Source organism: Cupriavidus sp. 2TAF22, assembly GCF_052115045.1.
GTDB lineage: Bacteria > Pseudomonadota > Gammaproteobacteria > Burkholderiales > Burkholderiaceae > Cupriavidus.
In genome coordinates, this window is sequence record NZ_JBFRFX010000013.1 from 305773 (window position 1) to 332539 (window position 26767).

Here is a 26767-nt window from a genome sequence, read left to right on the forward strand (position 1 = left end):
CCCGGCAGATTGCGGCGTGGCACTAGCCGCGGCAGGACCTGGCGCCCTGCCCTGCTAGCGTCTCCTACCGGCCGGTAAGGTGCAGATAAGCAGTGTAGCCAGAGCAGACATATTCCATCACCGATATAAAATCATGAAAACCAGTCGCAAAATTCATAGAACCTCCAGCGCCGCCGGACCTTGTCCGATCATCGCGCATGTGCCTCGCACTTGGCGCGCGGCCCGCTTCTTTATGCTCTACAGTAGTTAGCAAGCTCATGCCGCCCCGCAGATGGCGCCGCCAGAATGGCGCCGCGCGGGATACCGCCGGCATGGACCTGCCAAAACTCAAGCCGTCTGGGGGAGACACCATGCTGGCGGAAAGCGAAACGCGACTGGCCCAGTTGCTGGCCGACCTGATGCAATTCGCCCAGGGCCGCCTGCCCGGCGAGATGTTCGTCAAGGTGGAGCCCTTCCTGCGGCACTACTACGACCTGACCGACACCGAAGACCTGCTGCAGCGCGACGTGGCCGATCTCTACGGCGCGGTGATGGCGCACTGGCAGACCGCGCAGCGCTTCGTGCCCGGCAATGCCCGGCTGCGGGTGTACAACCCCAACCTGGAGCAGCACGGCTGGCACTCCGACCACTCGGTGGTCGAAATCGTCAACGACGACATGCCCTTCCTGGTGGACTCGGTCACCATGGAGATCAACCGGCTCGGGCTGGCCCTGCATTCGGCCATCCATCCGGTATTCCTGATCTGGCGCAGCGCCGACGGCACCATTGCCAGGGTCGGCCTCGGCGGCGAAGGCGACGCCGGCGACCTCGCCGCCGGCAACGGCGCCGCCTCCGGCCCGCGCCTGGAATCCTTCATTCATTTCGAGGTAGACCGCTGCGGCGACGCCGCCACGCAGGAAGCCCTGCGCAGCGGCATCGCGCGCGTGCTGGGCGATGTGCGTGCCGCGGTGGAGGACTGGCCCGGCATGGCGGCCACCGCGCGCACCACCGTGGAGATGCTGGCGCAGGGCCCCGAAGGCAGGCAGCCGGAGACGCAGGAGGCATGCGCCTTCCTGCAATGGATGCTGGACGATCACTTCACCTTCCTCGGGCAGCGCGACTACGAACTGATCACCCGGGACGACCGCTTCTACCTGCGCGGCGTGGCCGGCTCCGGCGCCGGCATCCTGCGCGAGAGCCTGCGCCCCGAAGAAGCCGGCGCGCTCACCGAACTGCCCGCGGCCGCCAGCAGCGTGATCGAAGGCAGCTCGCCGATCTTCGTCACCAAGGCCAATTCGCGCGCCACCGTGCACAGGCCCGGCTACCTCGACTACGTCGGCGTCAAGCTCAGCGACGCCAGCGGCAAGATCACCGGCGAGCGCCGCTTCATCGGCCTGTACACCTCCAGCGCCTACATGACCTCCAGCGCGGAGATCCCGCTGGTGCGCCGCAAGTTCGCCAATATCCTGGCGCGCGCGGGCTTCCTGACCAAGGGCCATCTCTACAAGTCGCTGGTGACCATCCTCGAGCAATACCCGCGCGACGAGCTGTTCCAGGCCGACGAAGACGAGCTGTTCGACATCTCCCTGGGCATCCTGCGCCTGCAGGAACACCAGCGCATCCGCCTGTTCGTGCGCCGCGACCGCTTCGACCGCTTCGTCTCCTGCCTGGTGTTCGTGCCGCGCGACAAGTACAACACCGACCTGCGCCAGCGCATCCAGAAGCTGCTGATGACCGCCTTCCACGGCAATAGCTGCGAGTTCACGCCCCAGCTGTCGGAGTCGCCGCTGGCGCGCATCCAGCTGATCGTGCGCGGCGAGCCGGGCACCATGCCCGAGGTCAACCCGGACGAACTGGAGGCGCGCATCGTGCAGGCCGCGCGCCGCTGGCAGGACGACCTCGCCGCGGCCTTGCTGGACAGCAACGGCGAAGAACAGGGCAACCGGCTGCTGCGCCGCTACGGCGACTCGTTCCCGGCCGGCTACCGCGAGGACTACCCAGCCCGCACCGCGGTGCGCGACATCGAACTGATGGAAGCCGCCCAGGCCAGCGGCAGCGTGGCAATGAACCTGTACCGGCCGATCGAGGCCGCGCCCGGCGCGTTCCGCTTCAAGGTCTACCGCGCGCGCGAGCCCATCGCGCTGTCGCTCAGCCTGCCGATGCTCGAACACCTCGGCGTGCGCGTGGACGAAGAGCGCCCCTATCTGGTGGAGCCGAGCGGCGCGTCGCCGGTGTGGGTCCACGACTTCGGGCTCGAGATGGCCGACGGCGTCGCCGCCGGCGTCGACCTGGGCGCGGACATCGCGCGCATCAAGGCGCTGTTCGAGGACGCCTTCGCGCGTGCATGGAGCGGCGAGATCGAGAACGACGATTTCAACCGCCTGGTGCTGCGCGCCGAACTCGCCGCGCGCGACGTGACCATCCTGCGCGCCTATGCGCGTTACCTGCGCCAGGTCGGCTCGACCTTCAGCGACGCCTATATCGAGCGTGCCCTGACCGGCAATCCGGCGATCGCCGCACAACTGGTGGAACTGTTCGTGGCGCGCTTCGACCCCGCCACGGAAACCGGCCGGGCGGCGCGCTGCGAGAAGCTGCTGCACGCCATCGGCGCCGCGCTGGACCAGGTGCCGAACCTGGACGAAGATCGCATCCTGCGGCTGTTCCTCGGCGTGATCAACGCCACGGTGCGCACCAACTACTTCCGCCATGGCGCCGACGGTGGTCCGCGCCCCTGCCTGTCGTTCAAGTTCGACCCGTCCAGGGTGCCAGGCCTGCCGGAGCCGCGCCCGATGTTCGAGATCTGGATCTACTCGCCGCGCGTCGAGGGTGTGCACCTGCGCGGCGGCCCGGTGGCCCGTGGCGGCCTGCGCTGGTCTGACCGGCGCGAGGACTTCCGCACCGAGGTACTGGGCCTGATGAAGGCCCAGATGGTCAAGAACACGGTGATCGTGCCGGTGGGCAGCAAGGGCGGCTTCGTGGTCAAGCGCCCGCCGCTCGCCACCGACCGCGACGCGGTGCTGCAGGAAGGCGTTGCCTGCTACCAGACCTTCCTGCGCGGCCTGCTCGATGTGACCGACAACCGCGTCGCCGGCACGCTGGTGCCGCCGCCCGAAGTGGTGCGCGAGGACGGCGACGATCCCTACCTGGTGGTGGCCGCCGACAAGGGCACCGCGAGCTTCTCCGACTACGCCAACGCCATCTCCGCCGAGTATGGCTTCTGGCTGGGCGATGCGTTCGCCTCGGGCGGCTCGGTCGGCTATGACCACAAGAAGATGGCCATCACCGCGCGCGGCGCCTGGGAATCCGTCAAGCGCCATTTCCGCGAGATGGGCGTCGATATCCAGTCCACCGATTTCACCGTGGCCGGCGTCGGCGACATGTCCGGCGACGTGTTCGGCAACGGCATGCTGTTGTCGCCGCATATCAAGCTGGTGGCGGCGTTCGACCATCGCCATATCTTCCTCGATCCCTCGCCCGACCCGGCCGTCAGCCTGCGCGAGCGCCAGCGCATGTTCGCGCTGCCGCGCTCGAGCTGGGCCGATTACGACATGAGCCTGGTCTCCGCCGGCGGCGGCCTGTTCCCGCGCACGGCAAAGACCATCGCGCTCACGCCCGAGGTCCAGGCCTGCCTCGGCATCAGCGCCACGGCGCTGTCGCCGGCCGAGCTGGTGCACGCGATCCTGCTGGCGCCGGTCGACCTGCTCTACAACGGCGGCATCGGCACCTACGTCAAGTCCAGCCACGAGACCCACCTGCAGGTGGGCGACCGCGCCAACGATCCCGTGCGCGTCAACGGCGCCGAGCTGCGCTGCAAGGTGGTGGGCGAAGGCGGCAACCTCGGCTTCACCCAGCTCGGCCGCATCGAGTTCGCCCTGAACGGCGGGCGCATCAACACCGATGCCATCGACAACTCCGCCGGCGTGGACTGCTCGGACCACGAGGTCAATATCAAGATCCTGCTGGGGCTGGTGGTAGCCGATGGCGAGATGACCGAGAAGCAGCGCAACAAGCTGCTGGCGGAAATGACCGACGAGGTCGGCCTGCTGGTGCTGGAGGACAATTACTACCAGACCCAGGCGCTGTCGGTGGCCGGCCGCTGCGCCGCCGCGCTGCTCGACCAGGAAGCGCGCCTGATCCGCTGGCTCGAACGCGCCGGGCGCCTCAAGCGCGCGCTGGAATTCCTGCCCACGGATGACGAAGTGGTGGAGCGCAAGGCAGCCGGACTGGGGCTGACATCGCCCGAACGCGCCGTGCTGCTGGCTTACAGCAAGATGTGGCTGTACGAGGAACTGCTGGCCTCGGCCCTGCCCGAGGATCCGCTGGTGGCGAGCCTGCTGCCCGCGTATTTCCCGCAGCCGCTGCGCGCGCGGCATGGCGAAGCCATGCTGCGCCACCCGCTGCGGCGCGAGATCCTGTCCACGCACCTGACCAACACCCTGGTCAACCGCATCGGCGCCACCTTCGTGCACCGAATTCTGGAAGAAACCGACGCGCGCCCCGCGGACATCGTGCGTGCCTGCCTCATTGCGCGCGATGTCTTCGGCCTGGATCCGCTGTGGGCCGAGATCGATGCGCTCGACAACCGCGTCGACGATGAGGTGCAGGCGCGCATGTTCGCTGCCGTTGGCCGACTCCTGGAGCTCGCCAGCCTGTGGTTCCTGCGCCACCCGCAAGCCACCCGTGTGGGCGGCGGCGAAAGCGCCGGCTACGCCCAGGCCGCCGCCTGGCTCACGCCGCAATTGCCGGCGCTGCTGGCCGCGCCGGAAGCGGCGGCGCTGGCCGAACGGCGCCAGGGCCTGAGCCAGGCCGGCGTGGACGACGCACTGGCATTGCGCGTGGCCGCCGGAGAAATCTCCGCCGCGGCGCTGGATATTGCGGACGTGGCTGCCACCACGCAACGCGACCTGGCGCTGGTGGCCGCCGTCTATTTCGCGCTCGATACGGAATTCAGTTTCGGCTGGCTGCGCGAGCGCGCCCAGGCCCTGCCAGCCGACAGCCACTGGGACCTGCTGGCGCGCACCACCGCGCTGGAAGACCTGGGCCGCCTCAAGCGCGCGCTGACCGTAAGCGTGCTGGCGCAACCGATCGAACTGGATACCGTGGAGAAGCTGGTCGAAGCATGGCGCAGCGGGCGGCAGGGGCAGATCGAGCGCTTCTCGCGCATGCTGGCGGACCAGCGCGCGTCGGGCGCGGCCGGCTTGTCGATGCTGTCCGTGGCCATACGCGAGATCGGATTGCTCGAGCGCAGCCAGGCTGGCGTCTGCTAGGCGACAGGAGATCACGGCACGCGGTGGCGAGCACGGGGGCTGGATAAGGGAACTGGAGCGATGCGCCGGCGTCCGGGGACCACGGTCGCCATCAGGCCATCAGGGAATCAGGCAATCGCCACCGCGGAGGCGCCAACCGGATACGCGATGAACAGATCCCTCAAGGCGGCGATCGTTGCGGCGATCGCCGTTGCCGCCACCAGCTATGCCAGCCCGTACTGGACGCTCTACCAGATGCGCACCGCCATCGAGACGCGCGACGCCGACAAATTCTCACGTTACGTGGACTATCCTGCCCTGCGCGAGAGCCTGAAGGGGCAGCTGACCGCCTCGCTGCAGCAGAAGCTCGGCAACGCGCCTGTGCTGCGCGATACGCCGCTGGCCGGCATCGGCCAGGCCATCGGCCTTGCCGTCATCAACACCATGATCGACACGATGGTGTCGCCGGCCGGCGTGATGGCGCTGATGGCCGGCGAAAAACCAGCCGCCGCGCCGCCGCGCGCCGCGCCCTCCGCATCCGCGCCCGCTCCGCAACCAGGCGAGACGGGCAAGCAGGAAAAGCCGGATGCCGCCAAGGATGCGCTCAGGTACGCGCTGTCCTACCGCGGCCTGAACGCCGTCGAGGCATCGGCCACCAAGGACAACGGCGAACGCATCGTCATCGGCCTGACGCGCACGGGGCCCTGGACCTGGAAATGGAGCAGCATCGCGCTGCCGGAATTCGCCAAGCCCGGGCCCTAGGCTTCAGCGGCCCCATTTCGCCTCGAGCAATACCGCCGCCTTGATCGCCGCGACGGTGTCTTCCTCGGTCTTGAAATCGCCCAGCAGGCGCTTGGACTTGCCGCTCAGCACGGCCGCCTGCAACGCCTTTCCGGAGGCTCCGGACGTACCCGGGCTCCAGCAATAGCGTGCAGTCCAGGTGCCGTCCTGCAGGCGCTCGGCCACCCAGATGACGCGAAAATCCTCGAACACAACCCCGAAAGGTTCGTCTTCGTCCATCACACATACCTCCACTGCTCGCGATCGCTCCCCTCGGACACCGTGGCCTGCGCATGCGGCCGGTGCCGGCGTCGCCCGGACGGAATCGGCTCCGGCGCGGGCAATGCGTCGCCGTCATGCGGCGAACTGTTCGTGCAGGGCCACAGCGCCCCCGGTTTTCGCGTGATGCTAGCACGCGGCGCGGGCCTTCTGCCACCGCGCCGGCCGCCTGCGGACAACCGTTGCGACGCCTCTCAGGCCGCCGGGATATCGTGCGTGCCGCGTGCCAGGAGATCGTCCGGGCCGTCGCCCAGCACGCGTGGGCGGCGAGGCTGCAGCTCCAGCCCTAGACGGATCAGCAGCTCGAACGCGTCGGCCAGCAGATGCTGCTGGCGCGGCAGGAGGCTGGCATAGGGCATGTCATAGATAGACTGGTGAGCACCGCGCGTGCCCTTCAGGCCGCGGTCGCGCGCCATATCGGACAGGAGCGCGGCAAAGCCGTGCAAGTCTTCGGCGGCCAGGGCTGAATTGAGCACTGCCGCCAGCACGTTGGGCGGCGAAGAACCCCAGCCCATGGCGTCGGAGTTGGCCGCACCGTCTTCGGAAGCATCGAATGAGTTCATACCCGCATTAACGACCGCGAGACGCCGCCATGTAGGCCATGACGCAAAACTTCTGGCGACTGGTGCGCCGGCGCTCAATCCGCCGCATAGGCAACATGGTCCACCGTCGCGTCGATCAGGCGGCATGCGCGCGCCTGGGCCCGGTCCGCCACCTCCAGCAGCCCGCCTTGTTCATGCCCCACCCACGATTGCAGCGGCGAGGGGTTGCGCACCTCGCCCTTGCCCTCGCGCACGATCGAAGCGCTCACAAGGCAATCGCGCTCCTGCTGCTGCACCGAAATCAGGACCACGTAGCCGCGATAGTGCAGCGTTCTCGATTCACTCATGATGTCTCCCCCGTTGCAGCCATCGTAGCATGCCGCAGCGCAGCGACGACACCCCGCACAGGGAGGCTCCGGCTCAGGCACGCTCCTGCGGCCGGTCGTGCGGACGCCGGCCCATGCGCCAGACATTGGGCGGATCGCCATGGGCGGCATTCTGGAACATCCACGCGCCGCACACCGTACAGCGCCAGGGCCGGTCAACCCAGCGCGAATTGATCTCCATGCCCAGCGCGCCCGCGCCGGACGCGGCCAGGTTTTCATGCGGCTGCACGGAGACCGGCGCGCCGACGAGCAGATGGCAGGGATCGCAAGCCTGCATGCATTACTCCAACAAGGCCGTTTCCGGCCGGATCACGAATCGCCGCCAAAGGGATCGGCTTCGGCCCGGGCCGGGAGTTCCGCCAGGTCGAATTCGTCGCGCGCCTTGTCCACCACGGCGCGGATGCCCTTCTCGTACCCCGCGGCGTTGCCGAATCCCTTCATGTCCCAGTTGCGCCCGCGCGCATCGCGCGCGTGCGGCTGCGGCGCGGGCACGCGGATCTTCGCGCCGTCCTCGATGATGTCGTCGATGCGCTGGATGCGCCGGCTCACCTCATCTTGCAAGGCGCGCGCGGCGCGCTCGCGTTTGGCCATTGTCCACTCCTGTCACTGCGCCTGGGAAAAAAATCGGGGAAACGCGGGAAAACGTGGAAAACGTGGAAAACGTAAAAACACGTGGAAAAACGCAAAACCCGCGTAAGCGCCAGGGCACAAACGTCTCATCGACAAGACAATGAAGCGGCCTGGCGCCAGAGTTGATTGTAGAGTCAGCGCCTTGCCACTACAAACCCGATCGGCCCGCATGCGTGGCCGGGCAATGGCGCAGCCCGCCCGCGCACGGCCTCACAACAAGGTACGCAATGGCGTGGCGGCGTCGGCGATGCGGGCCCTGTCCAGCACTTTTCCCGCGGCGATCAGGCGGCGGCAGGCGGCAATATCGCGGCCACCATTCACGCTGGCGACGGCTTCGAGCTTGTCGTCTTCGCCGAACGCCAGGACGCTGAACGACGTGCCGGCCGGGTTACCGCGCACCGTGATGGTTTGGCGAGCGCCGAAGACGCCGAGCGTCTGCAGATTGCAGTCGTATTGATCGGACCATAGCCACGGCGTTTCGGCGTAGCTTGCCTCGCCCCCCAGCATGTTCGCCGCGGCGACGGCCGGCTGGTTTTCCGCGACCTGCCAGGACTCGATGCGAATGTGCCGGCCCAGCAGCGGATTGAAGTGGTTCGTCACCTCGCCCGCCGCAAAGATCGAGGGATCGCTGGTGCGGCATTGCGCGTCGACCAGCACGCCATTGTCGGCGGCAAGCCCCGCGGCCTGCGCCAGTTCCAGGTTCGGCACCACGCCGATGCCGACCACGACCGCATCTGCCTCGATCTCGCCGCGATCGGTTTCGACCATAGCCGTGCCGCGCGCCCCGCACCGGATGCCAAGCGCCTGCGTTGCCACGCGCATCTCCACCCCGCGCGCCGCATGCAGGGCAAGCATGAAGGCGCTCACCTGCGGCGGCATCGAGCGCTGCAGCAAGCGGCCGGCCGGCTCGACCAGCGTTACCTTGCAGCCGCGCGACACGGCCGCCGCGGCCACTTCGAGTCCGATGAAGCCGCCGCCCAGGACGACAATCCGCCGCCCCGCCGCCAGCGCCGCGCGCAATCCGCGCGCGTCCGCAACCGTGCGCACGTAGTGCACCGGCGCATCGCCGGCCACGGGGCCGGAAAAACGCCTGACGCGCGACCCCGTCGCCAGCAGCAGGCGCGCGTAGCCGATCCGCGAGCCGTCGTCGAGCCGCACTTCGCGCGCGGCGCGGTCGATCGCCTGCACACGCACGCCGAGCCGCATTTCGATGCGCTGCTGCACATACCAGTCCGCCGCACGGATGAAGGCCCGCTGCTCGCCAGCGTCGCTGGTCAGCGCATCCTTGGACAACAACGGGCGGTCATACGGCAGTTCCGGCTCGTCGCCGAGCATCAGCACGCGCACGCCGGGCGAGATCTGCCGCAACGACTCCGCCGCGCGCCGCGCCGCGTGCCCGGCGCCCACGATCACCATCGCTTCATTCGACATGGATCTCGACGCTCCCCTCGTTGACGCGCACCGGGTAGGTGCGCACCGCTTCGGTGATCGGCGCGCAGCGCGGCGCACCGGTACGGATGTCGACCAGGCCCTGGTGCAGCGGGCACTCGACGCAATCCCCATCGACGAAGCCCTCCGACAGCCGCGCGTGGCCGTGCGTGCAGAGGTCATGGATGGCGAACAGGCCCTGCGCCAGGCGGAACACGGCGACAGGCTGCTGCCCCGCCACTACGGCAACGGGTTCGCCTTCGACGAAATCGTCGGGAGAGCCGACGGCATACCACTGGGTCATTGAATGTCTCCCTCAGGATGAATACACAGAGTGAATACACGGAGCCCGCATGCAGGCTCCGGGATGGCGGCGGGCCCTCGCTTCCCGGCCCGCCAGCTCAGATCGGATAGATGATCGAGTTGGGGATCATCTCGCTGTCGAACACGCACAGCCGCGATTCGAACTTCAGCCCCGCGCCGGTCAGGCGGATCACATCGATATAGCGGCCTACGTTGAACACCGTCGACAAGCCGTCCGGCTTGGTGCGGAACACCGCATAGTTGGCCTCCGACTCGATCCGCTGCGCGTCAGCCTTGAGGATGCGCGGCATGCCGACGACGTGCCGCTGGTAGTACGGATCATGGAAGATGGTCTCGGTGGCCCCATAGATACGATCCTTGAGCATGCCGCGGCTCTCGAACGACAGCGTGGCCAGCGGCAGGCCTCGCTCGTGGTTCTCGCGCGGCTGGAGCTTGTACACGCAATCCTCGGTAAAGAACTCCGGCCAGGCTTCCCACGTATTGCTGTCGAGGGCCGCGGCGTAGTCCGCATAGAGCGCCAGTACCTTGGCATAGGTTTCGAAGTCGAGCATGGTTCAGGCCTCCATCACGCGGCGCCAGTAGTCGTACATGCCGCGGATCAGCGTTTCGGTCACCATGTGCTCCGTATCTCCGATCTCCCGGCCGCCCAGTTCCGCCAATGTGTGCTGCTGCGGCTTCTGCTCGAAGCCCTCCTGCGAGAACTCGATGACCTCGCCGTCGTCGGCCGACACAAAGCCGGCGGGACCGAACAGGTTGGCTTGCCGCAGGCGGCGGCGCGTCATCTCGGCGTCGTCGTGCTCGAAACCGAAATGGGTCCAGACGAAGTTGAATGCGCCGTGCCCGGCGGGCTGAATATGCCGCGTGGATACCGAGTTGACCTGTTGCTGCACGATCAGGCTGGGAAACAGGGTCATCATGACCGCCGTCGGCGCGCCCCACCATGCTTCATGCACGACGTCGAGGAAGCGGTCGTCGTGCAGGCTCATCTGCTCCTTGAAACTCGACACGCCCGCCGTGACGTCGCTCTTGCCGGCGCTGCCGCGCGTGGAGATCATCGCGGCATGCCGGAAATGCTCGTCCATTTTCAGCTGGGACCGGTTGTCGGCGCGCCAGAGCCCGAACGTGACGAACCACGTGTGCAGCAGCCCGGGGTGGTAGGGATCCTTGATGTTCTCCTGCATCAGCTTCCAGTTGCCCGGAATCCGCTGGCGGCTGTACCCGAGGATGGTCAGCTTGCGGCCATCGAAGACGCGATCGAAGTACGCGAGGATCGTCGGGCCGAGATACGCCTCCAGCGTGGGCATGTCGTGATCGAACGAGGCGAAGATCACCCCGTTGCGGCGCGCCACGCTGAGCCTGGTCAGGCCGTGCTGCTTCGGATCGAAGTCGGGCGGCATGCCACCGTTGACCTTGCCGTCGAGCCGCACCCCGCGCCGGAACGGCACGCCGACCAGGTTGCCCTTCAGATCGTAGTTCCACTGGTGATACGGGCACGTGAAGTCCTTCCGGTTGCCGAACTTCTCGCGACAGAACTGCACGCCGCGATGCGCGCAGACGTTCTCCACCACATGGACTTCGCCGTCCGCGGTGCGGCTCACTATCACCGACCTCTCGCCGATCACCGTGCGCTTGAAGTCGCCCGCCGCCGGGATCTCGGCCTCGAGCCCGACATAGCACCAGTGGCCCGAGTAAAAAAAGCGCTCGAGTTCGCGCTGGTAGATGGCGTCGTCGGTATAGGCCTGGAACGGCACGCGGCTCGAGCCGTCGTCCTGCCATCCCGCCTTGCTGAATACGAGAGGTTGCTCGCTCATCGCTTTGTCTCCATGGTGGGGTCGCGTTGTTTGTGGGTATCTTGCCGCCGCTGGTAATATTAATAAATGGAAGAAAGGTGATATGCGATATCACCTGCAGTGATAAGACTGAAACACACCCACCCACCCACACCCCAACACACACCCATGGACCTGCGGGAAATCGACCTGAACCTGCTGGTGGTCTTCAACGAACTGCTGCAGGCGCGCCGGGTATCGGCGGTGGCGGATTCGCTCGGCACCTCCCAGCCCGCCATCAGCAATGCCCTGAACCGCCTGCGCAAGCTGCTGGGCGACGAACTGTTCCTGCGCACGTCCAGGGGCATGGTGCCCACGCCCTATGCGGAGAGCCTGGCCGGACCGATCAGCGACGCGCTCGCCGCCATCCACCAGACGCTCAATGCAAGGACCACGTTCAATCCCGCCTCGAGCACGCGCGCGTTCACGCTGGCGATGACCGACATCGGCGAGATCTATTTCCTGCCCGAACTGATGAAGACGCTGTCCGCTGTCGCGCCCGGCGTCACCATCAGCACCGTGCGCAATCACACGGTCAATCTGCGCGAGGAAATGGAAAGCGGCCGAGTCGACCTGGCGATCGGCTTCCTGCCGGACCTGAAGGCCGGCTTCTTCCAGCGGCGCCTGTTCCGGCAGCGCTATGTCTGCCTGTTCCGCCGAGGTCATCCGCTCGCGCGCGAAGGCATGTCGCTGCGCGCGTTCAGCCACGCGGAGCACGTGGCCATCGTGGCCGACGGGACCGGCCACGGCGTGGTCGACGAAGTCATCCAGCGCGCGGGGGTGGCGCGCAAGCTGCGCCTGCGCGTACCGCACTTCGTCGCGCTCGGCCATATCCTGCAGACGAGCGATATGGTGGCGGTGGTGCCCGAAGCCTACGCGAACCGCACCTTGCAGCCGTTCGGGCTGGAAACCGCGCCCAGCCCGGTCAAGATCCCGGACATCGTGATCAATGTGCTATGGCATGCGAAGAACAATCGCGAGCCGGGAAACCAGTGGCTGCGGCAACTGATCTTCGACGGGTTCTCGCGATAGCGTGGGGGGGGCGGGCCGTCGCGTCGCGGCACTACGTCCGGCCCGGCTTCATGCGCGCCAGCACCGCCGCAAGCGTGCGCGCGCCGGCGTGGATCTTCGCGGCATCGACCGAGGCGAACCCCAGGACCAGGCCCGGCGGCGCGGGCCGCTCGACCGCGTAGTACGACATCGGACGCACTTCGAGGCCGGCTTCGGCGGCCAGCCGCGCCACCATCGCGTCATCGGTGCCGGGCGGAAGGAACGCGGGCGCATCGAGGCCCGCCAGGATCGCGGGCAGATGCAGCGCGCCATGCAGGTGGCGGTCGGCCGCGATGCGCAGCGCCTGCGCGCGTTCGCCGTACAGCAAGCGCATGCGCCGCATGTGCCGCCCGAAATGCCCGTCCGCGATAAACGCGTGGAGCGTGGCCTGCGGCTCCAAGGGAATATGCCGCGCGGTCAGCGACAGCGCACGCGCAAACGGCGCGACGAGGTGATCGGGCAGCACCGCATAGGCGATGCGCAACGCCGGAAACAGGAGCTTGCTGAAGGTGCCGCAGTAGATCACGGAGCCGGCCTGGTCGAGGCTCTTCAATGCCGCCAGCGGCGGGCCTTCGAAACGGTACTCGCTGTCGTAGTCGTCTTCGATGACGATCGCTCCGGCCGCGCCTGCCCAGGCGAGCAGCGCCAGGCGCCGCTCGAGCGCGAGCGGCGGCCCGAGCGGCGCCTGCCGGCCCGCGGTCACATAGGCCATGCGGGCACCAGGCGCGCTTGCCCGGCCGGCGGCGACATCCAGGCCGCCCGCGTCGACCGGTATGCCGGCCACGGCCGCGCCCGCAGCCTCCAGCACCATGCGCGCGCCGGGATATCCCGGGTCCTCCATCCACACCGCGTCGCCGGGGTCGAGCAGCAGCCGGGCGGCGAGGTCGAGCACCTGCTGGACGCTGCCCACCATCAGGATATTGTCGGCGGTACAGGCAATCCCCCGGGCAACGCGCAGATTGTCGGCGATGGCCTCGCGCAGCGGCCGATAGCCCTGTGCTTCGCCATCGCCCAGCAGCGCACCGTGCCCCTGGCGCGCGCGTTTGGCGGCAATGCGCGCCCAGATCTCGGACGGAAAAGCGCGGAGATCGGGTTGACTCAGCCGGAACGCGGGCGCCTGCAGCGCACGCCCCTCCACGCGAAACGGGCTGCGCGCAAGCCGTTCGCCGCGCATCGACAATGCGGCGGGCAGCGGCGCGGACGATGCCGGCGCACCGGCACCGCCCGAGCGGCGGCGCAGGTCGTCCGCGCGCACGGCCGGCGCCGGGCGCCGCTCGGGCAGCTCGGCCGCAACGAAGCTGCCCCTGCCGACCCGGGCCGACAGATAGCCCTCTGCGGCCAACTGCGCGAACACGCCGATCACCGTGCCGCGCGACACGCCGTAGCGGCTCGCGATGTCACGCGTGGGCGGCAGCCGCGCACCGGGTGCGAGCCTGCCCGCCAGGATCGCGCTGCTGATCTCGGTGTACAGCCAGCGCTGCAGCGACGCACCCTCGGGACGCGCCGCGATTGCCAGCTCGATGTCTTTCGCGTGTCGCAAGAGCTCCCCCCTTGGTTTGAATTGGTACAGTTAAAAATCCCGAGAATGGATCTTTCTCCAGACCAATATCACTCCTATGCTCCTGCAGCAAGACCCATCCCTGGAGCATCTCCATGACCCAAAGCGTATTCCTGGCTGGCGCCACGGGCGTCATCGGCACCGTACTCGCGCCACTGCTGCTCGAAGCCGGATACATCGTCCATGGCAGCACGCGGCGCGCGGACCGCGCCAAGGCACTTGAAGCGGCCGGTGTGATCCCGGTGATCGTCGATGTCTTCGACGCGGCGGCGCTGAGCGCAGCGTTCAAGCGCATCCGCCCCGCCGGCGTGATCCACCAGCTCACCGACCTGCCGCGCGGTCTCGATCCATCGCAGATGGCGCAGGCCGTGGTCAACAACGCGCGCATCCGCGATGAAGGCACCCGCAACCTCGTGGCGGCGGCCAGGGCAGCCGGCAGCAGCAGCCTGGTCGCGCAAAGCATTGCGTGGGCCTACCGGCCCGGCACCCGCCCCTGCGGCGAAGACCATCCGCTCGACACCGACGCGCAAGGCAACCGGCGCATCAGCGTGCGCGGCGTCGCAGCGCTCGAAAAGCACGTGCTGGAGGCGTCCGGCCTCACCGGCACGGTGCTGCGCTACGGCCAGCTCTACGGGCCCGGCACGGGCGCCGGAGAACCATGGGGTACCAGTCCGCTACACGTCGCAGCGGCGGCCAGCGCGGCGCTGCTGGCGCTGCGGCAGTCGCCGGGCGGCATCTTCAACATCACCGAAGACAACCCGGAAGTCAGCAACGACAAGGCCAGGCGCGTGCTGGGCTGGTCCCCCGAACAGTGCGCCCCGTCGAGGCACTGACCGGCACGCTCCGCCGCGGCGAAAGAAGGGTTACACCCGATTCCGCCCACTAGATGCTGCGAAGCACAATGAACTGATGCCGGGTGTCAGCCAATCCCGGCACGCTGTTGACGCCACCGGGCTTGCGAGGGCCCGGCGGCTTTTCTTTTCCGGTGCGCTGGCACGCAGGCGCCCGTTCCAGGCTTGTTAGCCACCTGTGCTGGTGCCGTTGTCGGGTGCGGCCTACTATCGCTCTTGCCAGGTATCGCCTACAACGGCAGTACCGCACTGGGAGACTGCCATGGATTCAAAGCCGCAACGCAACGTACATGTCATCCCGCATGCCGACGGATGGGACGTGGTCCATGAGGGGGCAAAGGGCGAAAGAGCGCACTTCCTCAGCCAGGAAGAAGCCGTGGATGCGGCCACCGAGATCGCAAAGCGAGACAAAGTGGAATTGCTGGTACACGGCCAGGACGGCCAGATCCGCATGCGCAACAGCTACGGCCACGACCCCAGGAGCGTCAGGGGGTGATCCTGTCCCGGCTGCCGGCATTTCACAATCGAGCACGACGATGACGATCGCTTGACGGTCGCCTGACGATCGCCTGACGATCGCCCTATGCGCCGTTGGCCAGCCCGCGGGCGTCCAGCAGCCAGACACAGGCGGCTCCCGGGACGATCTCAGGGATTGCCGGCCTTGACGCTGCCAGCCAGGTCGCCGGCACCGGGATCTGCCCGGCCTTCGTCGATCAGCTTCTCGGCGTAGTCGCGCGCGTGGTGCCACGCTTCGCCTTCGGAGAAGTACTGCCCGGGCACGCGTTCATGCTCGAATATCTTCACCGCGGTGCCATCGGGCGCTTTCGCGCAGATCGTCACTTCGCCCTGCCATGGCCCGCCGATTCCCAGCGACGTCGCGGCCGCGTCATACCAGTGATCCCTGTAGTAAGTGAAGCCTTGGAGATCCATTGCCTTCTCCGGTCGTTCAAGACCATCGTAGCATGTGCAAACGGTATCGGAGACTCGCTTCGGGCAGCCAGCGGCATGAAGCTCCACCCCGCAGATCGCAAGTCCACCAAAGCGGAACGCGTTCGCGCCGCGCCGAGGGCGGGCCACGATCTCTCTGCATCCGGCATACCGAGCCCCAGGGCTGCGCACACTCCATCCAACGCATCCGACGTGCATGCCGGATATTCGCGACCGGACATCGAGCCCTGCAGGTGGCAGGCGCGCATGCCGACCGTGCGACCACCGAGGGCTAATCAAGCAGCGCGACGTCCCGGTTTCCAAGGTCCGCCTTCACCTTCCTGCCGCGTGATATTGGATGTCATCCAAATAAGCCGCTGGAAATCGCTGCCCTGCGCAGAAAAGAAAAAACCCGCTAGACGTTAATCTAGCGGGTTTTTTTGATACTGGTCGGGGCGAGAGGATTTGAACCTCCGACCACCTGCACCCCATTTCTATACGCAAACATTACGGATCAATGGGTTAGGCGATTTCGTCTAACTATCTGCTTAAATTTTTGGCATGACGGCATGCGGCTTTCCGGGTGGAATCCGGGGCAAGTTAGACGGATTTCGCTCGATTTTCGGCAGACGAGCCCGAGTTTGCGATCGCCGGCCTGTGGCGCGACTGGGTCGAAGAAGGCGGCAGCCAGCTGTTCAGCTTCACCATGCTGACCATCTATTCGGACAAGCACCCGCTGATGAACCGCTTCCACGCCCCTGGCAAGGAAAAACGGATGATCGTGATTGTGCCCCGCTCGGAGTGGGATGACTGGCTGACCTGCCGATATCCGGAGCGGGAGCGCAGCTTCATGCGGCCCTACCCGCCGGAGCTGATGGTTGCGGAGGCGGCGCCGCGGGCGTAGCCCCCCAACTTGTAACGTGGTGTAACATTGCGGCACCCCTTGCGCACGCCCATGACAACCACCAAAATACCCCCGCAACTTACCACTGTGGTAAATTACTGGCCAGAGCAACCCACGGTTGCGCCGGTTACCGATGCGCAGCGTGCCCTTGGACACACCCCCATCTACAAGCTCGCGGCCTTACAAGAGTCAATTAAGTCACCTAGAGATCTTGTTTTGGCCACTCGAAAATGCAGAGAGGACGTGGCTGCAGAGCTTTTGTGGACGGTAACAGACGTTCATCGGGAGTTACTTGGACTAGTCTCTGGTGAGTATGTGAACTCCGCCTGGTGTCAGACTGGCTCGAAGTGGTGGTGTCCCTGCGACGCATACGTCGTGAAGCAATGCGAGACTGGAAACGAGGGGCAGTATAAAGACGTTTATCTAAAATTTGGCCTGGGTCCAACCGGTAAACTATTGCTAGTCGTGTCATGTCATCCAGCAATTTATTAGGACAAACATGAAACAGCACGAATGCCCCGCGTGTGGCGAACACGCCCTTCGAGAACTGCGGCAGCACGCGTCGTTTGAGTTTGAGGGCAAGGCGCTCGCATACTGCAGCCTTGCAACTGAGTGCCAAACCTGCGGCCTCGAATTCGTCGATGATGAGCAGTCGAAGACGAATAAGCGAGCGGTGGTTGCCGCACGATCTGCGGCCCTTCGAATTCCGTCGACTCTAGCACTCAGAAATTGGCGGAAAAAATGGGGGCTTAACCAGCGGCAAGCGGGAGAGTTGCTAGGCGTCGGACCGACAGCATTCTCGAAGTACGAGAACGATGATCTTGTTCCCTCCGCCCCAACAGCCCGACTTTTGTATCTTGTCACTCAGAGTGACATTGCTGTACAGAAGTTAGCGGCCCGCTATGAAATTGACTTACCTGTCGAAGGCCTGGAGGCAAGCGCCAGTGTGTCGCACCAGCCGGTTGCTGCTGAGGAAAAGACTAGTGATCGCATCCGCCACCTAGCTCAACCAACAGCGCAGAACCGCGGAGAATCAAGTCAACGCTCTGTGTGGAGCGCACAGTTCCGTAAGCAGCGAGTCTCTGTCACACGTAGGAAATTGTATGAAATTACGCCTGAAGGAATTAGCCTTTGATAAGGTAAGCGTCGAACTTTCTGATGAGTTTGACCGCGAGGCGTATGAGGGCGGACGTCATCGAGCACCTCTCGCCAATGACTTCGAAGGCGCGGACATTCACTTTGGATTCAGCGCGCGCATTCTTGAAATGGAAGATGCGGGGAAGGGTTTCGACGAGCATCATATCCCGATCGATGTCGACTTGCTGATTGAGGGGAAACCGAAAAGCGAGAGTCAGTTCCCATATCAATTTTCAATTCAGGCATCCGGTCTCTTTGTGCTATTTGAAGCGGATGAGACCTCAGAAGACGAGAAGATTCGCTTCGCTCAGGAGCGCGGCGTACGCCCCCTCCTAGCTGCAATCAGAGAAATGCTTGCGAGCATCACATCGCGATCATATTGGGGAAGCATCTTGATTCCGGAGGTCAACCTTTCCATGATGGTCCGGAAAGCGTTTGATCTAGAAAGATCAAACACCGATGGGCATAGAGTCCGAGAGATCGCTGACGACACAACTAGCCGAACCGTTGCCTGATGATGACGATGACCGCCCTCCTGGCAAGCGAAAAAGTGCCGCCACGGCAATCCATCACGGCACCACGCTCTCAAGGGCAACCCAACTTAGTGCGCCAGCTGTAGTGTCGCTCTCAGCGAGTCATAGGCGCGCTCGCAGGCCTGCCCTGCGATCCGGGCGGCGTCAGCGTACCCAGCCAGGATTCCCGCGCGCTGGTCAGCCCGGCTGAGCACGTCGGCAAGCACTCCGAGGGGATAGTCGGCTGCCGAGCCTGCGCCGGCAGCGGCGGAATTGCCGGTGGCGCGACTGGCGGCGAGTAGCTCGGCGACCCGCTGGCGCACGCGGCTAGAAACATCGTTGGCAGCAGCAGCGTCAGCGCGCGCGCTCTCCAGATCCTTCGTCGCAGCATTGGCAATCTCCGTTTGTGCCGCGGTGCGGCGTTGTTCCTCGATGCGCGCGTCGTCCACTGCCTTGACCTGGGCGCGTGCCGCATCAAGACGCACCTCCGCCAGCTCAGCGCGCGCCGTGTCGCGCTCGCCTCTGTAGACCCAGACCGCCCCGCCGGCCAGCGCCAGCGCGATCGCCGCTACGGCACATAGGACTTTCGTTTGCACGCTCATGCCAGCACCCCGCCCGCCTGGACATACACTCCGCGCAGATAGTCGAGCGAGTGCTCGTTCTGGCCATAACCCGCGCCCGGCAGGCTGGCCCAGATGTTCCGCACGCGCGACACTGCCTCGTCGAAGCGGCCGGTAGCGATCAGCTGCAGCGCCAGGCGCTCGCGAATCTGCTGCACGGCGATGCGATCCTGCGACGCCGGGCTGAAGTCCCGCAAGCCTAGCAGCTTCTTGTACGGATCGAAGTACCGCGCCAGCAGCTGGTACCTGCCGGCCGCCGTCGAGGACAGCCCTGGACGGATCTGCACCAGGCGGCGCGGGTGATCCCCGTAGCTGCTGAACAGCATCGGCGCCGCCGGCGTGCTGCCCACCAGCACGTTGTAGCCGTTGTCGGACTTGGCCAGCAGCCTGCGGCCCAGCTCGGACACGGCGAGGGTGTCGAGGAATGGCCTGATGTTCGGAGTGTCCATGTCAGCCATGCTTTCCCCCCGCTACTGCGTCGCGCACGTCATCGACCACCTCGGCCAGATCCTTGTCGCGCCGACGCTCAATGAAGTTGAACAGCCAACGTACCACCGCCCAGCCCGGCAGCCCGCAGCCGAAGACGAGGCCGAACAGCGCCACCAGGCCAATGTAGTCGCCAGTCCAGGCATGCAGGCCAAAGTGCTGGACCACCGCCGCCCCGCCGCCGACGCTCGACACCACGGTCGAGATGAGGGCGACGGCCCATTCCGCCGTGCTGCGCGGGCGCATCATGATCATGACGACGATGGTCGCCAGGCCACTCGCGCCTGCGGCCACGCCGGCGGTGCCACCGATGGCCTTGAATGCGGCGGCGCCCGCCGCGCCCGCTGCGGCACTGCCGCTGATTGGTTCGGACATATGGATCCCCGGAAATGAAAAAAACCGCCCTAACAGCGGAATGAAGAAAGCGATTGAAGGCTAGTTAGAATTGCGATGTAACGGGCCCGGATCAACCGCAGACAAATGGATGGGAGATATGGAGTGAACGAGCACAAAAAATCCACACCGAAGTTGCACTCCGAGAGGATTACGGTAACCAAGGCGGAAGCGGCTGAGCGGCAGCTCGTGATGGCAATCGATTTGTGGTTTCACGATAGAGACATCCTCGCGGTCCACACCCTTGCGTCAGCGGCCTACCACATCCTGCGCAAGCTGAACAAACATCGGCAAACGGGGTTCGTAGGTGCCCGCGACGCGCTGGTGTCACTCGGGAAATCCAAAGCCGAGCAAACCGAAATTGCGGACGTACTGAACCACCCGGCGAATTATCTAAAGCACGCCGACCGTGACGCGGACGAGTTGCTTGACTACAACCCCGACATGACTTTTCTTCTCTTGGTCGAGTGCTCTCAATCCCTTCAGTCATTGAACGGGCGCCATCCGCCTGAATGCAACGCTGTAATGATGTGGCTAGCTATTGCCTATATAAAGGTCTTCAACAAACGCCACCCCATCTTTGTTGCGACTGAGGGCCCCGTTGAGGAACTCACAAGGGACGGCATTCCCCCAAAGCTGGAAATGCTCGAACTGGCCCGAACCGCAGGGCGAAAGGAAGAAGCTACGCCCACACCCGATATGGCGTCCCCGGCACAGGGGTAACAACGAATCCGGCCAGCGCTGCCTGCTCGCCGACGGTCAGTGGCCGCTCCAGCCGCAGATTCACATGCCAGCCGGGCAGCGCCGTCGGCGGCGTGACCACGTTGCCCTCGGCATCCCACTCGCCACCCTCGTAGATCCTGCCGATGGTCGACAGGTTGACGCCCTCGGCCGGGACGCGGCGCGGCTCGTCGTCCTCGTCCTCGATCTCGATCGTCAGGCCAGCTGCCAGCAGCGCGGCTCGCGTGGTGTCGCGGTCGGGGCCGCGCAGGTAGTAGTCGTGGAACATGGGCACCTCAGATGGACAAGGACGGCAGGGCAGCATCGGCCCCCGGCGTTGGCAGGATGGTGAGTCGACGCATACACGAGCCGAGCGCGTCATCAAACTTCCCGAGCACCAACCGGGACAGGCCCGGCACAGGCGTGTAGGCGATCGACGAAGTGGCCGCACCGTTGACGGACATCGCCACATCGGTAGCACTCAGACGCATTGCGACCTTTGCAAACGAGCCGGCTGCAGGGAGCACCGGGAAATAGCTCAGGCCCGGACCATCGACGCCTGCCGTACGCGGCTGGAAAGTCAGGCGACCATTGGTGTTGTTCACGAATAGCCCAGCTCGATTTGCCGAAGTTCCAGCGTCGAACTGGAAGAGCCCCGGCCATTTCCCGCTGACTAGCGGAGGCACGATGAATTCAGCAATGACCGTGCAACTGGCAGGGTTGATGCCGACCGCCGAGAGAACGGTGCTGATCGCACTGTCGGCGGCGCGCGTCGTGGCGACGCCAGCTGTCGCTATCGGGGACCCCACGGACGCGGCCTGCTCCAATAGGAGCAAGCCAATCCTCAGCGTGAAATCAACGGCGAGCCCGCTGGAATATGTGAACACGGTACCATGACGCACGAAGCCAATGTCCGAGCGATTCGTCACGCGCACGGTCCCCTGCCCGGCCTGTCCAACGGTCCCCGTTGTAGGGACGGTGAACAGCGGGCCGTCGACGGTCCCTAGGAACGATCCGCCCGAGTTGTGCTGATAGAGCCCGTACTTGACGCCGATTCCACTGAGAGAGCCCGCGATCAACCGCATGAAGCCGGATACTGCCCAGGACTGGCCGTTGATGGCCGCAGCGTTCGCGTTGTCCGGATAGAACGCGCCGATTGTGTCGCCTGTGGTCCCTTGCCAACGGATGTCGATGCACGCCATACCATCCTCGACAACCGTGCCAAGGATCGTTCGCGTCAGGCCCAACAGGCCAGCAGTGTTCCAGTTGGTCGGCAGCGTTCCGGGCGAGCCAGCCACGGCACCGGCCATGGTGTTATTGCGAATCGCGTTCGTCCGCTGCTCTTCCATCAACAGCCCGCGCGCGGCAAGCGTGATCGGGTCATAGTCGAAGCGCGGGGCGTTGGCGGCCGACTGCACCAGCAAGCCGCCGGCGCTGAAACTCCAGCCGGCCGACGCGCGAGTGAAAGCGACGACATCAGAGAGGGGTGCGTTACCGAGCATGGTGCCGTTCCAGATCTTGTAGAGCTGATTCACGAAGTCGAGGGACATCGAGCCCTCGGCGTTCAACTGTGCGAGCCCCTGTGCCGCGCGACGCTGCATCATCTGCACCGCCGCGCGCTCTCGCTGCGCCTGAGACATCCTCGCCATGGGTCAGGGCTTCACCGGCCAGACGGTGTCGCGCGGGAAGCCGGCCTGCGCCGTCAGCGCGCGCAGGGCCTTGCGGTACTGGCTCAGCGCCTTCAGCAGCGTCTCGTCCGCCGGCTCCAGCTCGCCGAGCACGAAGCCATCCATCAGCGGCGCGATCCGGCCATCCGCCTCGACCAGCAGGGCATCGCGCTGGGCGCGCGCGGCGGCGGCCAGCTGCTCCGTCTCGAGCGCAACGTCGAGAGTCCATTCCTCGTCCACCCACTTGTGCGCGGGCGACGGCGGCGGCCCGTCGGTCAGGAACGGCGGTAGATCGCCCAGGCCGGAATACTCGGCGCCCAGCTGGAACAGCGAGCCGTCGGCCGTGCGATACAGCGGCACGGCGCGATAGTCGGGCGCCAGCGTCCAACTGCCTTCCGGCCAGTTCTGCGGCGCGTGGCCGGCGGCGTCACGGTAGATCGGTACCGCGCGCTCGGTGCGCGCCGGCGGCGGGGTCGGCGTAGCCCAGCCCGACACGATCGGATCGTCTTTGTCGAGAGGGTTCTCGTCGGCCAGGCCGTTGCACAGGAACTCGCCCGTGGCGGGGTGATAGTTGAAGATTTCCATGGGTTCCTCAGTACTTGATGCAGGCCAGCAGGCCAACGTTGCGCGGCCGGATTTCGCTGCCGGCACCCACAAACCCCTGCACGCCGCCGGAGAGCGCCGAGCCAACAGAGCCGGAAGCGGTAGTGCCGACAGCTGCGGTGCGGAACGTCGCGCTGAGCACGGCGGTGCCGTACAGAGGCGACACGCCTGCGCCGCTCGCATACAGCGGGTAGACGCCACTACCGTCCATCGCGAGCGGCAACAGATGGTTGTGGTCGCGCAGCTGCATGTCCTGCCAGCTGCCGAACGTGCGGCCCGAGTCGGCACCGCGGCCATCGTCCCACCCGCGCAGGAACTCGCCCCGCAGCTCGGGGAGGTTGAAGGTGGTCGAGCCGTCCCCGGCGCCGAACGTCGTGCCGATCTCCGCGAACAGGTCCGCGAAGGTGTTGCGCGACACGGCACCACCGTTCGCCTTCAGGAAGCCCGAGGGCGCCGCGCTCTTCGAATGGAAGACGATCGAGCCGGGCAGTAGGTGCCCGAAGTTCTGCACGCCCAACAGCCCGATGGTCACCCAAGCGGTGTTCCCGGCGTTGCGCATGCGCATGAGGCCCGCGCCCGTGTCCGCCCAGAACTGGTAGGGATAGGTCGTTGTGGGCGCCGACGAGCCGGACTGTTGCGACGCCTGCGCTTGTAGCGCGCCATTCAGGTCGGCGCGAAACGACGCCCCGGCCTGGTTGTCGATCACCAGATCGTTTTGAGACATGTGGCCCTCTCGAAGTTAGTAGCCGACGGCATCCCAGTCGAACCGCCGGGAGACTGCCGCGCCTGCGCTGCTGAAGAAGTTGACTGTGAAGCCGCTCGCGCTCTTCCCCGTCACGGTGAAGTAATCGCCCTGCGCCATGTTCTGAGCCGTGATGCCCAGCACCGGGACCACGCGGAAGGGCTTGCTGAAGGTGATGTTCTGCGGCCCGGCCGCCGACATGACATCGCGCCCGGCGTCGCGCCGATCAGGCATGTCCACCGTCACACTGAGCCCGGTCACCACCACGTTGTGCGTGGCAGATCCCGACTCCATCACCACCCGCCACTGGAACGCCCTGGCCTCGTAGTCCCCCAGCGTGAAGCGCTGCCAATCGCTCCAGGCCGGTGTGCCGGCCGGGTCATCGCTTGTGGTGCGCACATAGAGCGTCACGGCGGTGTCGTTGATGCGATCGCCGTCGACGGACTGCCAGGTATCGATCAAATCGACTCGGGCGTCGATCTGGTCGCCGGTGTCGAACGAGACGGCATCGATCGTCGCCGTGAGCCGCGACTTTTCCACGATGCCCAGATCCAGCGAGCCGGCGAAGTCGTAGGTGCCGCTGCTGACCAGGCCGCCCAGCGAATCGATCAGCCCCCAGCCGCCCGAGCCCACCACCGAGTCGATAGGCCCGAGCCCGTCGATGGCCGCTTGGTCGTCCCATTGGCCCGTCGCATCGATCATTCCCTGATCGTCAATCAGGCCTCGCCCAATCAGCTTGATGCCGTTCAGTGCCGGGTCCCGCACGATGCCCGCCTTTGCGCCCGCAAATGCCGGCTGCTCCACGATGGCAGCGACAACGTTGAGATCGACCAGCGAGGGTGCCGTGGTGACGACCTGCGCGGCCAGCGGCGATTCATTGCCACTGGAATCGACCCACTTCGCGAGGTAGACGCCTTCGAGTAGCGGAAGCTGCGCGCTGTTGGCCGCGCCGGAAATGTAGCCGCCGAAATCCACTGCGCTGCCCCACGTGGGCTGTAGCGTGTCCGACGTGTGCCGGACTCGCGCCTGGCCGCCGTTGCGCACGTCCAGGTCCAGGGACGCATCCCACGTCAGGTTGGCGAACCCGTTGAGCACCGACAGCGAGAAGCCCGTCAGGTTGCGCGGCGGCGCCGACTTGCCGATGACCCTGTGCCCGTAGGTATAGGTCCAGTCGGGGCTGCGCACCCCGAGGCTCGACACAAAGCGCGCACGCACGTAGTAGTAACCGCCGTCCTCCACCGGCGTCAGGTAGGTCCGGGTCGTCCCGGCCGACATCGGCTGTAGGCTGGTCCACTCGGCATCCTGCAGTCGCCGGTACTGCACCTCGACCGAACCGCGCTGCAGCAGCGTGCTTTCCGCCGGCGGCGGCCAGGTCACGAGGATGCGGGAGACCACCGTGCCGGTCTGGCTCAGGAGCAGCTGATCCTCGCCCGAGTCCATGCCGATCTGCCCCACCAGCTCCACCTTGAACGGGTTCGGGAGATTGGTGTCGGGGGCTGGGTCGACGAGGGTTGCGTTGCCGTAGTTCCAGTCATAGACCGCAGCAGCTTCCTCGTTGAGCACCAGGTCGATTCCACCGTCGTCGCTCATCTTCCACGACATGACGCGAAAGACCTTCTCGCTCCAGCCGAACTTTGCCAGCGACAGCTTCACCGTGCTGTAGGCCGAGAGTTGGAACGCCGTCAGCTTCGCCGGGAAGTCGACCACGATGCCCTGCCGCGATCGCTCCAGGATGATCTTCGCGAGGCGCTGCGCCATCACCGTGTCGGTGGTGTATGGCAGCTCGATGTCACGTTCGATCACCTCCCCGTCCTGCTGCGCGTAGAGCGTATTTCCTATTGGCGGGAAGTCGCCAGGCTGCCAGTACTTCGCCGGGTCGACAAAGGTGCCCTTCACTACGTTGAATAGATCCTTGCGCGACATGCGCGGCTGGACCTTCACTGGGCCGCGCAGATCTGACTCGGTCAGCGTCACGGTCGGAATGTCGTAGGCTCCTGCGAACACACGAAACACGCCGCCGGAGATCACCACCGCGCCAGCGCCGGCCGTTGTCATCTCCGTGAGGTTGTCGCGCGGTGACTTGTCCGACATGACGATGCCGTTGCACCGGTAACGCCGGTCGTATCGGCCCGGCGCCAGCGCCACGGACTCGTCGGCCACGTTCGCCGCGGCGATGACCGCGCTCAGGTCGATGTCGTCGTCGGTACAGCCGAATCCGCGCTCGTCGCGGAGGTAGTCGTAGACGCAAAGCGCCCAGTTGTCCGACCATACAGTGATGCCATTGCGCGGGTCGTAGACGCGTTTCCCCCTCACCACGGCCTTGATATTGGGCAGGCCGTTCGGAAAAATGTCGGCGTCGTACTCCAGCCGGATATACAGGTAGCACACCCCGCATAGCCGGTGAGCCGGCGTCCAGTAGTCTGGCATCTCGCCGATCAGATCGCCGTCTGCTGCTTGATTGATCGAGCCAAGATGCTTCTTGATCCGCACCAACGGCTTCGACCGCTGCGCCTCGTAGGTGATCTCGATGCTCGTGCAACCCGCAGCGATACCGCGCGCAGTGACCGTATCGCTGCCCGGCGACCATGTGTAGTCGCTCACTGGCTGGTGCGTCGGGCCGAATGTATCGCCCTCGATCGGCGGGATCACCCCGGCGATGGACGTGATGCTGCGAATCGCCTCTCCCACCGAGAACGTCGCAGTGGTCGAGTTGGGAGCGATCGGCACGCTGAACGTCCTGGATACCCCCCACGTCTTCAGGAACTTCCCGCCGGTCGGGTAGCCGGCGCTGAGGTCGCCCACCGGGTCCTCGCCGAGGTACACCTCTTCGATGTCCTCGCACTCATGGTCGGCCAGCGCAATCACCAGGTGCATGAACTGGTTCGTCTTACCATCGCCGTCGGTGCTGCCGGCGAACACCAGCGGGCCCGACGTCATCGCGCGGCCGTACACCATGTTGCGAGGCTGCACGTTGGATCGAACGATCTGCGTGCGTCCCTGTGCCTCCGCCGCAAAGCCGTTGTTGGAGCGCGGCTTGAAGATGGCCCCCATCAGGGCGCCCATGGCAAGCGAGAAGGCCAAGTACACAACCGCGGTGATTGCGTAGTAGGCGACCGTCCCCGCGGCCACGCCGACTGCCGCTGCGATAGCAGGAATGATTGCCGGTGGCATGTG

At 65.8% G+C, this 26767-nt stretch carries 27 protein-coding genes and 1 pseudogene; 9 read left to right on the forward strand and 19 right to left on the reverse strand.

Annotation, left to right across the window (positions count from 1 at the left end):
* Positions 1 to 350: 350 nt before the first annotated feature.
* Together AB4Z48_RS17890 and AB4Z48_RS17895 are read left to right on the forward strand one after the other, a co-directional pair.
* On the forward strand, positions 351 to 5246 hold the full coding sequence (locus AB4Z48_RS17890; protein WP_441616508.1) for an NAD-glutamate dehydrogenase: 4896 nt from the start codon (positions 351 to 353) through the stop codon (positions 5244 to 5246).
* A gap of 147 nt (positions 5247 to 5393) precedes the next feature.
* Positions 5394 to 5987, forward strand: a complete 594-nt coding sequence (locus AB4Z48_RS17895) for a DUF2939 domain-containing protein (protein WP_441616267.1) — start codon at positions 5394 to 5396, stop codon at positions 5985 to 5987.
* Between the two features lie 3 nt (positions 5988 to 5990).
* Here the strand turns inward: AB4Z48_RS17895 and AB4Z48_RS17900 are convergent, their stop codons facing one another.
* The 9 genes from AB4Z48_RS17900 to AB4Z48_RS17940 all read right to left on the reverse strand — a co-directional run bounded on the left by AB4Z48_RS17900 (position 5991) and on the right by AB4Z48_RS17940 (position 11405).
* Positions 5991 to 6245 carry a hypothetical protein gene (locus AB4Z48_RS17900; RefSeq protein WP_441616269.1) on the reverse strand — a complete coding sequence of 85 codons (255 nt, stop codon included), beginning with the start codon at positions 6243 to 6245 and terminating at the stop codon, positions 5991 to 5993.
* Positions 6246 to 6478: 233 nt separating this feature from the next.
* A complete protein-coding gene (locus AB4Z48_RS17905; RefSeq protein WP_441616271.1) occupies positions 6479 to 6847 on the reverse strand; it encodes a hypothetical protein in 369 nt (122 codons plus the stop codon).
* A gap of 74 nt (positions 6848 to 6921) precedes the next feature.
* Positions 6922 to 7173 (reverse strand): hypothetical protein, encoded by a 252-nt coding sequence (locus tag AB4Z48_RS17910; RefSeq protein ID WP_441616273.1) that lies wholly within the window; start codon positions 7171 to 7173, stop codon positions 6922 to 6924.
* Positions 7174 to 7246: 73 nt separating this feature from the next.
* Positions 7247 to 7489, reverse strand: coding sequence for a hypothetical protein (locus AB4Z48_RS17915; RefSeq protein WP_441616275.1), 243 nt, complete (start codon positions 7487 to 7489; stop codon positions 7247 to 7249).
* 32 nt (positions 7490 to 7521) lie between these two features.
* Complete coding sequence (locus tag AB4Z48_RS17920; RefSeq protein ID WP_441616277.1) at positions 7522 to 7803, reverse strand: hypothetical protein; 282 nt, start codon at positions 7801 to 7803, stop codon at positions 7522 to 7524.
* A gap of 249 nt (positions 7804 to 8052) precedes the next feature.
* Entirely contained in the window at positions 8053 to 9273 is a 1221-nt protein-coding gene (gene andAa / locus AB4Z48_RS17925) for an anthranilate 1,2-dioxygenase system ferredoxin--NAD(+) reductase (RefSeq protein ID WP_441616279.1), read from the reverse strand.
* A complete protein-coding gene (gene andAb / locus AB4Z48_RS17930) occupies positions 9263 to 9574 on the reverse strand; it encodes an anthranilate 1,2-dioxygenase ferredoxin subunit AndAb (RefSeq protein WP_441616281.1) in 312 nt (103 codons plus the stop codon). The genes andAa and andAb overlap by 11 nt, the downstream gene beginning before the upstream one ends.
* 97 nt (positions 9575 to 9671) lie before the next feature.
* On the reverse strand, positions 9672 to 10145 hold the full coding sequence (locus AB4Z48_RS17935) for an aromatic-ring-hydroxylating dioxygenase subunit beta (protein ID WP_441616283.1): 474 nt from the start codon (positions 10143 to 10145) through the stop codon (positions 9672 to 9674).
* Between the two features lie 3 nt (positions 10146 to 10148).
* Positions 10149 to 11405 (reverse strand): aromatic ring-hydroxylating dioxygenase subunit alpha, encoded by a 1257-nt coding sequence (locus AB4Z48_RS17940; RefSeq protein WP_441616285.1) that lies wholly within the window; start codon positions 11403 to 11405, stop codon positions 10149 to 10151.
* A 147-nt stretch (positions 11406 to 11552) separates the two neighbouring features.
* Here AB4Z48_RS17940 and AB4Z48_RS17945 point away from each other — a divergent pair, with 147 nt between their 5' ends.
* The gene (locus AB4Z48_RS17945) at positions 11553 to 12455 is read left to right on the forward strand and encodes a LysR family transcriptional regulator (RefSeq protein WP_441616287.1); all 903 of its coding nucleotides are present in this window, start codon (positions 11553 to 11555) and stop codon (positions 12453 to 12455) included.
* A gap of 31 nt (positions 12456 to 12486) precedes the next feature.
* On the opposite strand, the gene pdxR is transcribed toward AB4Z48_RS17945, so the two are convergent.
* Entirely contained in the window at positions 12487 to 14013 is a 1527-nt protein-coding gene (gene pdxR / locus AB4Z48_RS17950) for a MocR-like pyridoxine biosynthesis transcription factor PdxR (protein ID WP_441616289.1), read from the reverse strand.
* 113 nt (positions 14014 to 14126) lie between these two features.
* On the opposite strand from pdxR, the gene AB4Z48_RS17955 reads away from it, so the two are divergent.
* Together AB4Z48_RS17955 and AB4Z48_RS17960 are read left to right on the forward strand one after the other, a co-directional pair.
* Entirely contained in the window at positions 14127 to 14864 is a 738-nt protein-coding gene (locus AB4Z48_RS17955; protein ID WP_441616291.1) for an NAD-dependent epimerase/dehydratase family protein, read from the forward strand.
* 280 nt (positions 14865 to 15144) lie between these two features.
* Positions 15145 to 15378, forward strand: a complete 234-nt coding sequence (locus AB4Z48_RS17960; RefSeq protein WP_441616293.1) for a DUF2188 domain-containing protein — start codon at positions 15145 to 15147, stop codon at positions 15376 to 15378.
* 149 nt (positions 15379 to 15527) lie between these two features.
* Here AB4Z48_RS17960 and AB4Z48_RS17965 read toward each other — a convergent pair whose 3' ends face one another.
* Entirely contained in the window at positions 15528 to 15812 is a 285-nt protein-coding gene (locus AB4Z48_RS17965; RefSeq protein ID WP_441616295.1) for a hypothetical protein, read from the reverse strand.
* Between the two features lie 634 nt (positions 15813 to 16446).
* On the opposite strand from AB4Z48_RS17965, the pseudogene AB4Z48_RS17970 reads away from it, so the two are divergent.
* From AB4Z48_RS17970 to AB4Z48_RS17980, 3 genes and pseudogenes are all read left to right on the forward strand, one after another.
* Positions 16447 to 16713 (forward strand): annotated as a pseudogene (locus tag AB4Z48_RS17970) (SOS response-associated peptidase family protein); the annotation flags it as partial.
* Between the two features lie 499 nt (positions 16714 to 17212).
* The gene (locus AB4Z48_RS17975) at positions 17213 to 17848 is read left to right on the forward strand and encodes a type II TA system antitoxin MqsA family protein (protein ID WP_441616297.1); all 636 of its coding nucleotides are present in this window, start codon (positions 17213 to 17215) and stop codon (positions 17846 to 17848) included.
* Positions 17817 to 18365 (forward strand): hypothetical protein, encoded by a 549-nt coding sequence (locus AB4Z48_RS17980; RefSeq protein ID WP_441616299.1) that lies wholly within the window; start codon positions 17817 to 17819, stop codon positions 18363 to 18365. The genes AB4Z48_RS17975 and AB4Z48_RS17980 overlap by 32 nt, the downstream gene beginning before the upstream one ends.
* 86 nt (positions 18366 to 18451) lie before the next feature.
* Here the strand turns inward: AB4Z48_RS17980 and AB4Z48_RS17985 are convergent, their stop codons facing one another.
* Genes AB4Z48_RS17985 through AB4Z48_RS17995 form a run of 3 tightly spaced genes read right to left on the reverse strand, consistent with a single transcriptional unit; the run spans position 18452 to position 19843 of the window.
* Positions 18452 to 18964, reverse strand: coding sequence for a DUF2514 family protein (locus AB4Z48_RS17985; RefSeq protein WP_441616301.1), 513 nt, complete (start codon positions 18962 to 18964; stop codon positions 18452 to 18454).
* Positions 18961 to 19431: a glycoside hydrolase family 24 protein gene (locus AB4Z48_RS17990; RefSeq protein WP_441616303.1), complete on the reverse strand. Its 471-nt coding sequence runs from the start codon at positions 19429 to 19431 to the stop codon at positions 18961 to 18963. Before AB4Z48_RS17990 ends, AB4Z48_RS17985 begins: the two co-directional genes overlap by 4 nt.
* Position 19432: 1 nt before the next feature.
* Complete coding sequence (locus AB4Z48_RS17995) at positions 19433 to 19843, reverse strand: hypothetical protein (protein ID WP_441616305.1); 411 nt, start codon at positions 19841 to 19843, stop codon at positions 19433 to 19435.
* 123 nt (positions 19844 to 19966) lie between these two features.
* Between AB4Z48_RS17995 and AB4Z48_RS18000 the strand changes: the two genes are divergently transcribed.
* The gene (locus AB4Z48_RS18000) at positions 19967 to 20584 is read left to right on the forward strand and encodes a hypothetical protein (protein ID WP_441616307.1); all 618 of its coding nucleotides are present in this window, start codon (positions 19967 to 19969) and stop codon (positions 20582 to 20584) included.
* Here AB4Z48_RS18000 and AB4Z48_RS18005 read toward each other — a convergent pair.
* From AB4Z48_RS18005 to AB4Z48_RS18025, 5 genes are read right to left on the reverse strand one after another with little or no spacing between them, the layout of a single operon-like run.
* Complete coding sequence (locus tag AB4Z48_RS18005) at positions 20544 to 20876, reverse strand: hypothetical protein (RefSeq protein ID WP_441616309.1); 333 nt, start codon at positions 20874 to 20876, stop codon at positions 20544 to 20546. The two genes, AB4Z48_RS18000 and AB4Z48_RS18005, sit on opposite strands and share 41 nt — an antisense overlap.
* A gap of 1 nt (position 20877) precedes the next feature.
* Positions 20878 to 22221 carry a phage head spike fiber domain-containing protein gene (locus tag AB4Z48_RS18010; RefSeq protein WP_441616311.1) on the reverse strand — a complete coding sequence of 448 codons (1344 nt, stop codon included), beginning with the start codon at positions 22219 to 22221 and terminating at the stop codon, positions 20878 to 20880.
* 12 nt (positions 22222 to 22233) lie between these two features.
* The gene (locus tag AB4Z48_RS18015; protein ID WP_441616313.1) at positions 22234 to 22833 is read right to left on the reverse strand and encodes a phage tail assembly chaperone; all 600 of its coding nucleotides are present in this window, start codon (positions 22831 to 22833) and stop codon (positions 22234 to 22236) included.
* A 7-nt stretch (positions 22834 to 22840) separates the two neighbouring features.
* A complete protein-coding gene (locus AB4Z48_RS18020; protein ID WP_441616315.1) occupies positions 22841 to 23575 on the reverse strand; it encodes a phage tail protein in 735 nt (244 codons plus the stop codon).
* Between the two features lie 15 nt (positions 23576 to 23590).
* Positions 23591 to 26764, reverse strand: coding sequence for a phage tail protein (locus AB4Z48_RS18025; RefSeq protein WP_441616317.1), 3174 nt, complete (start codon positions 26762 to 26764; stop codon positions 23591 to 23593).
* Positions 26765 to 26767: the final 3 nt, after the last annotated feature.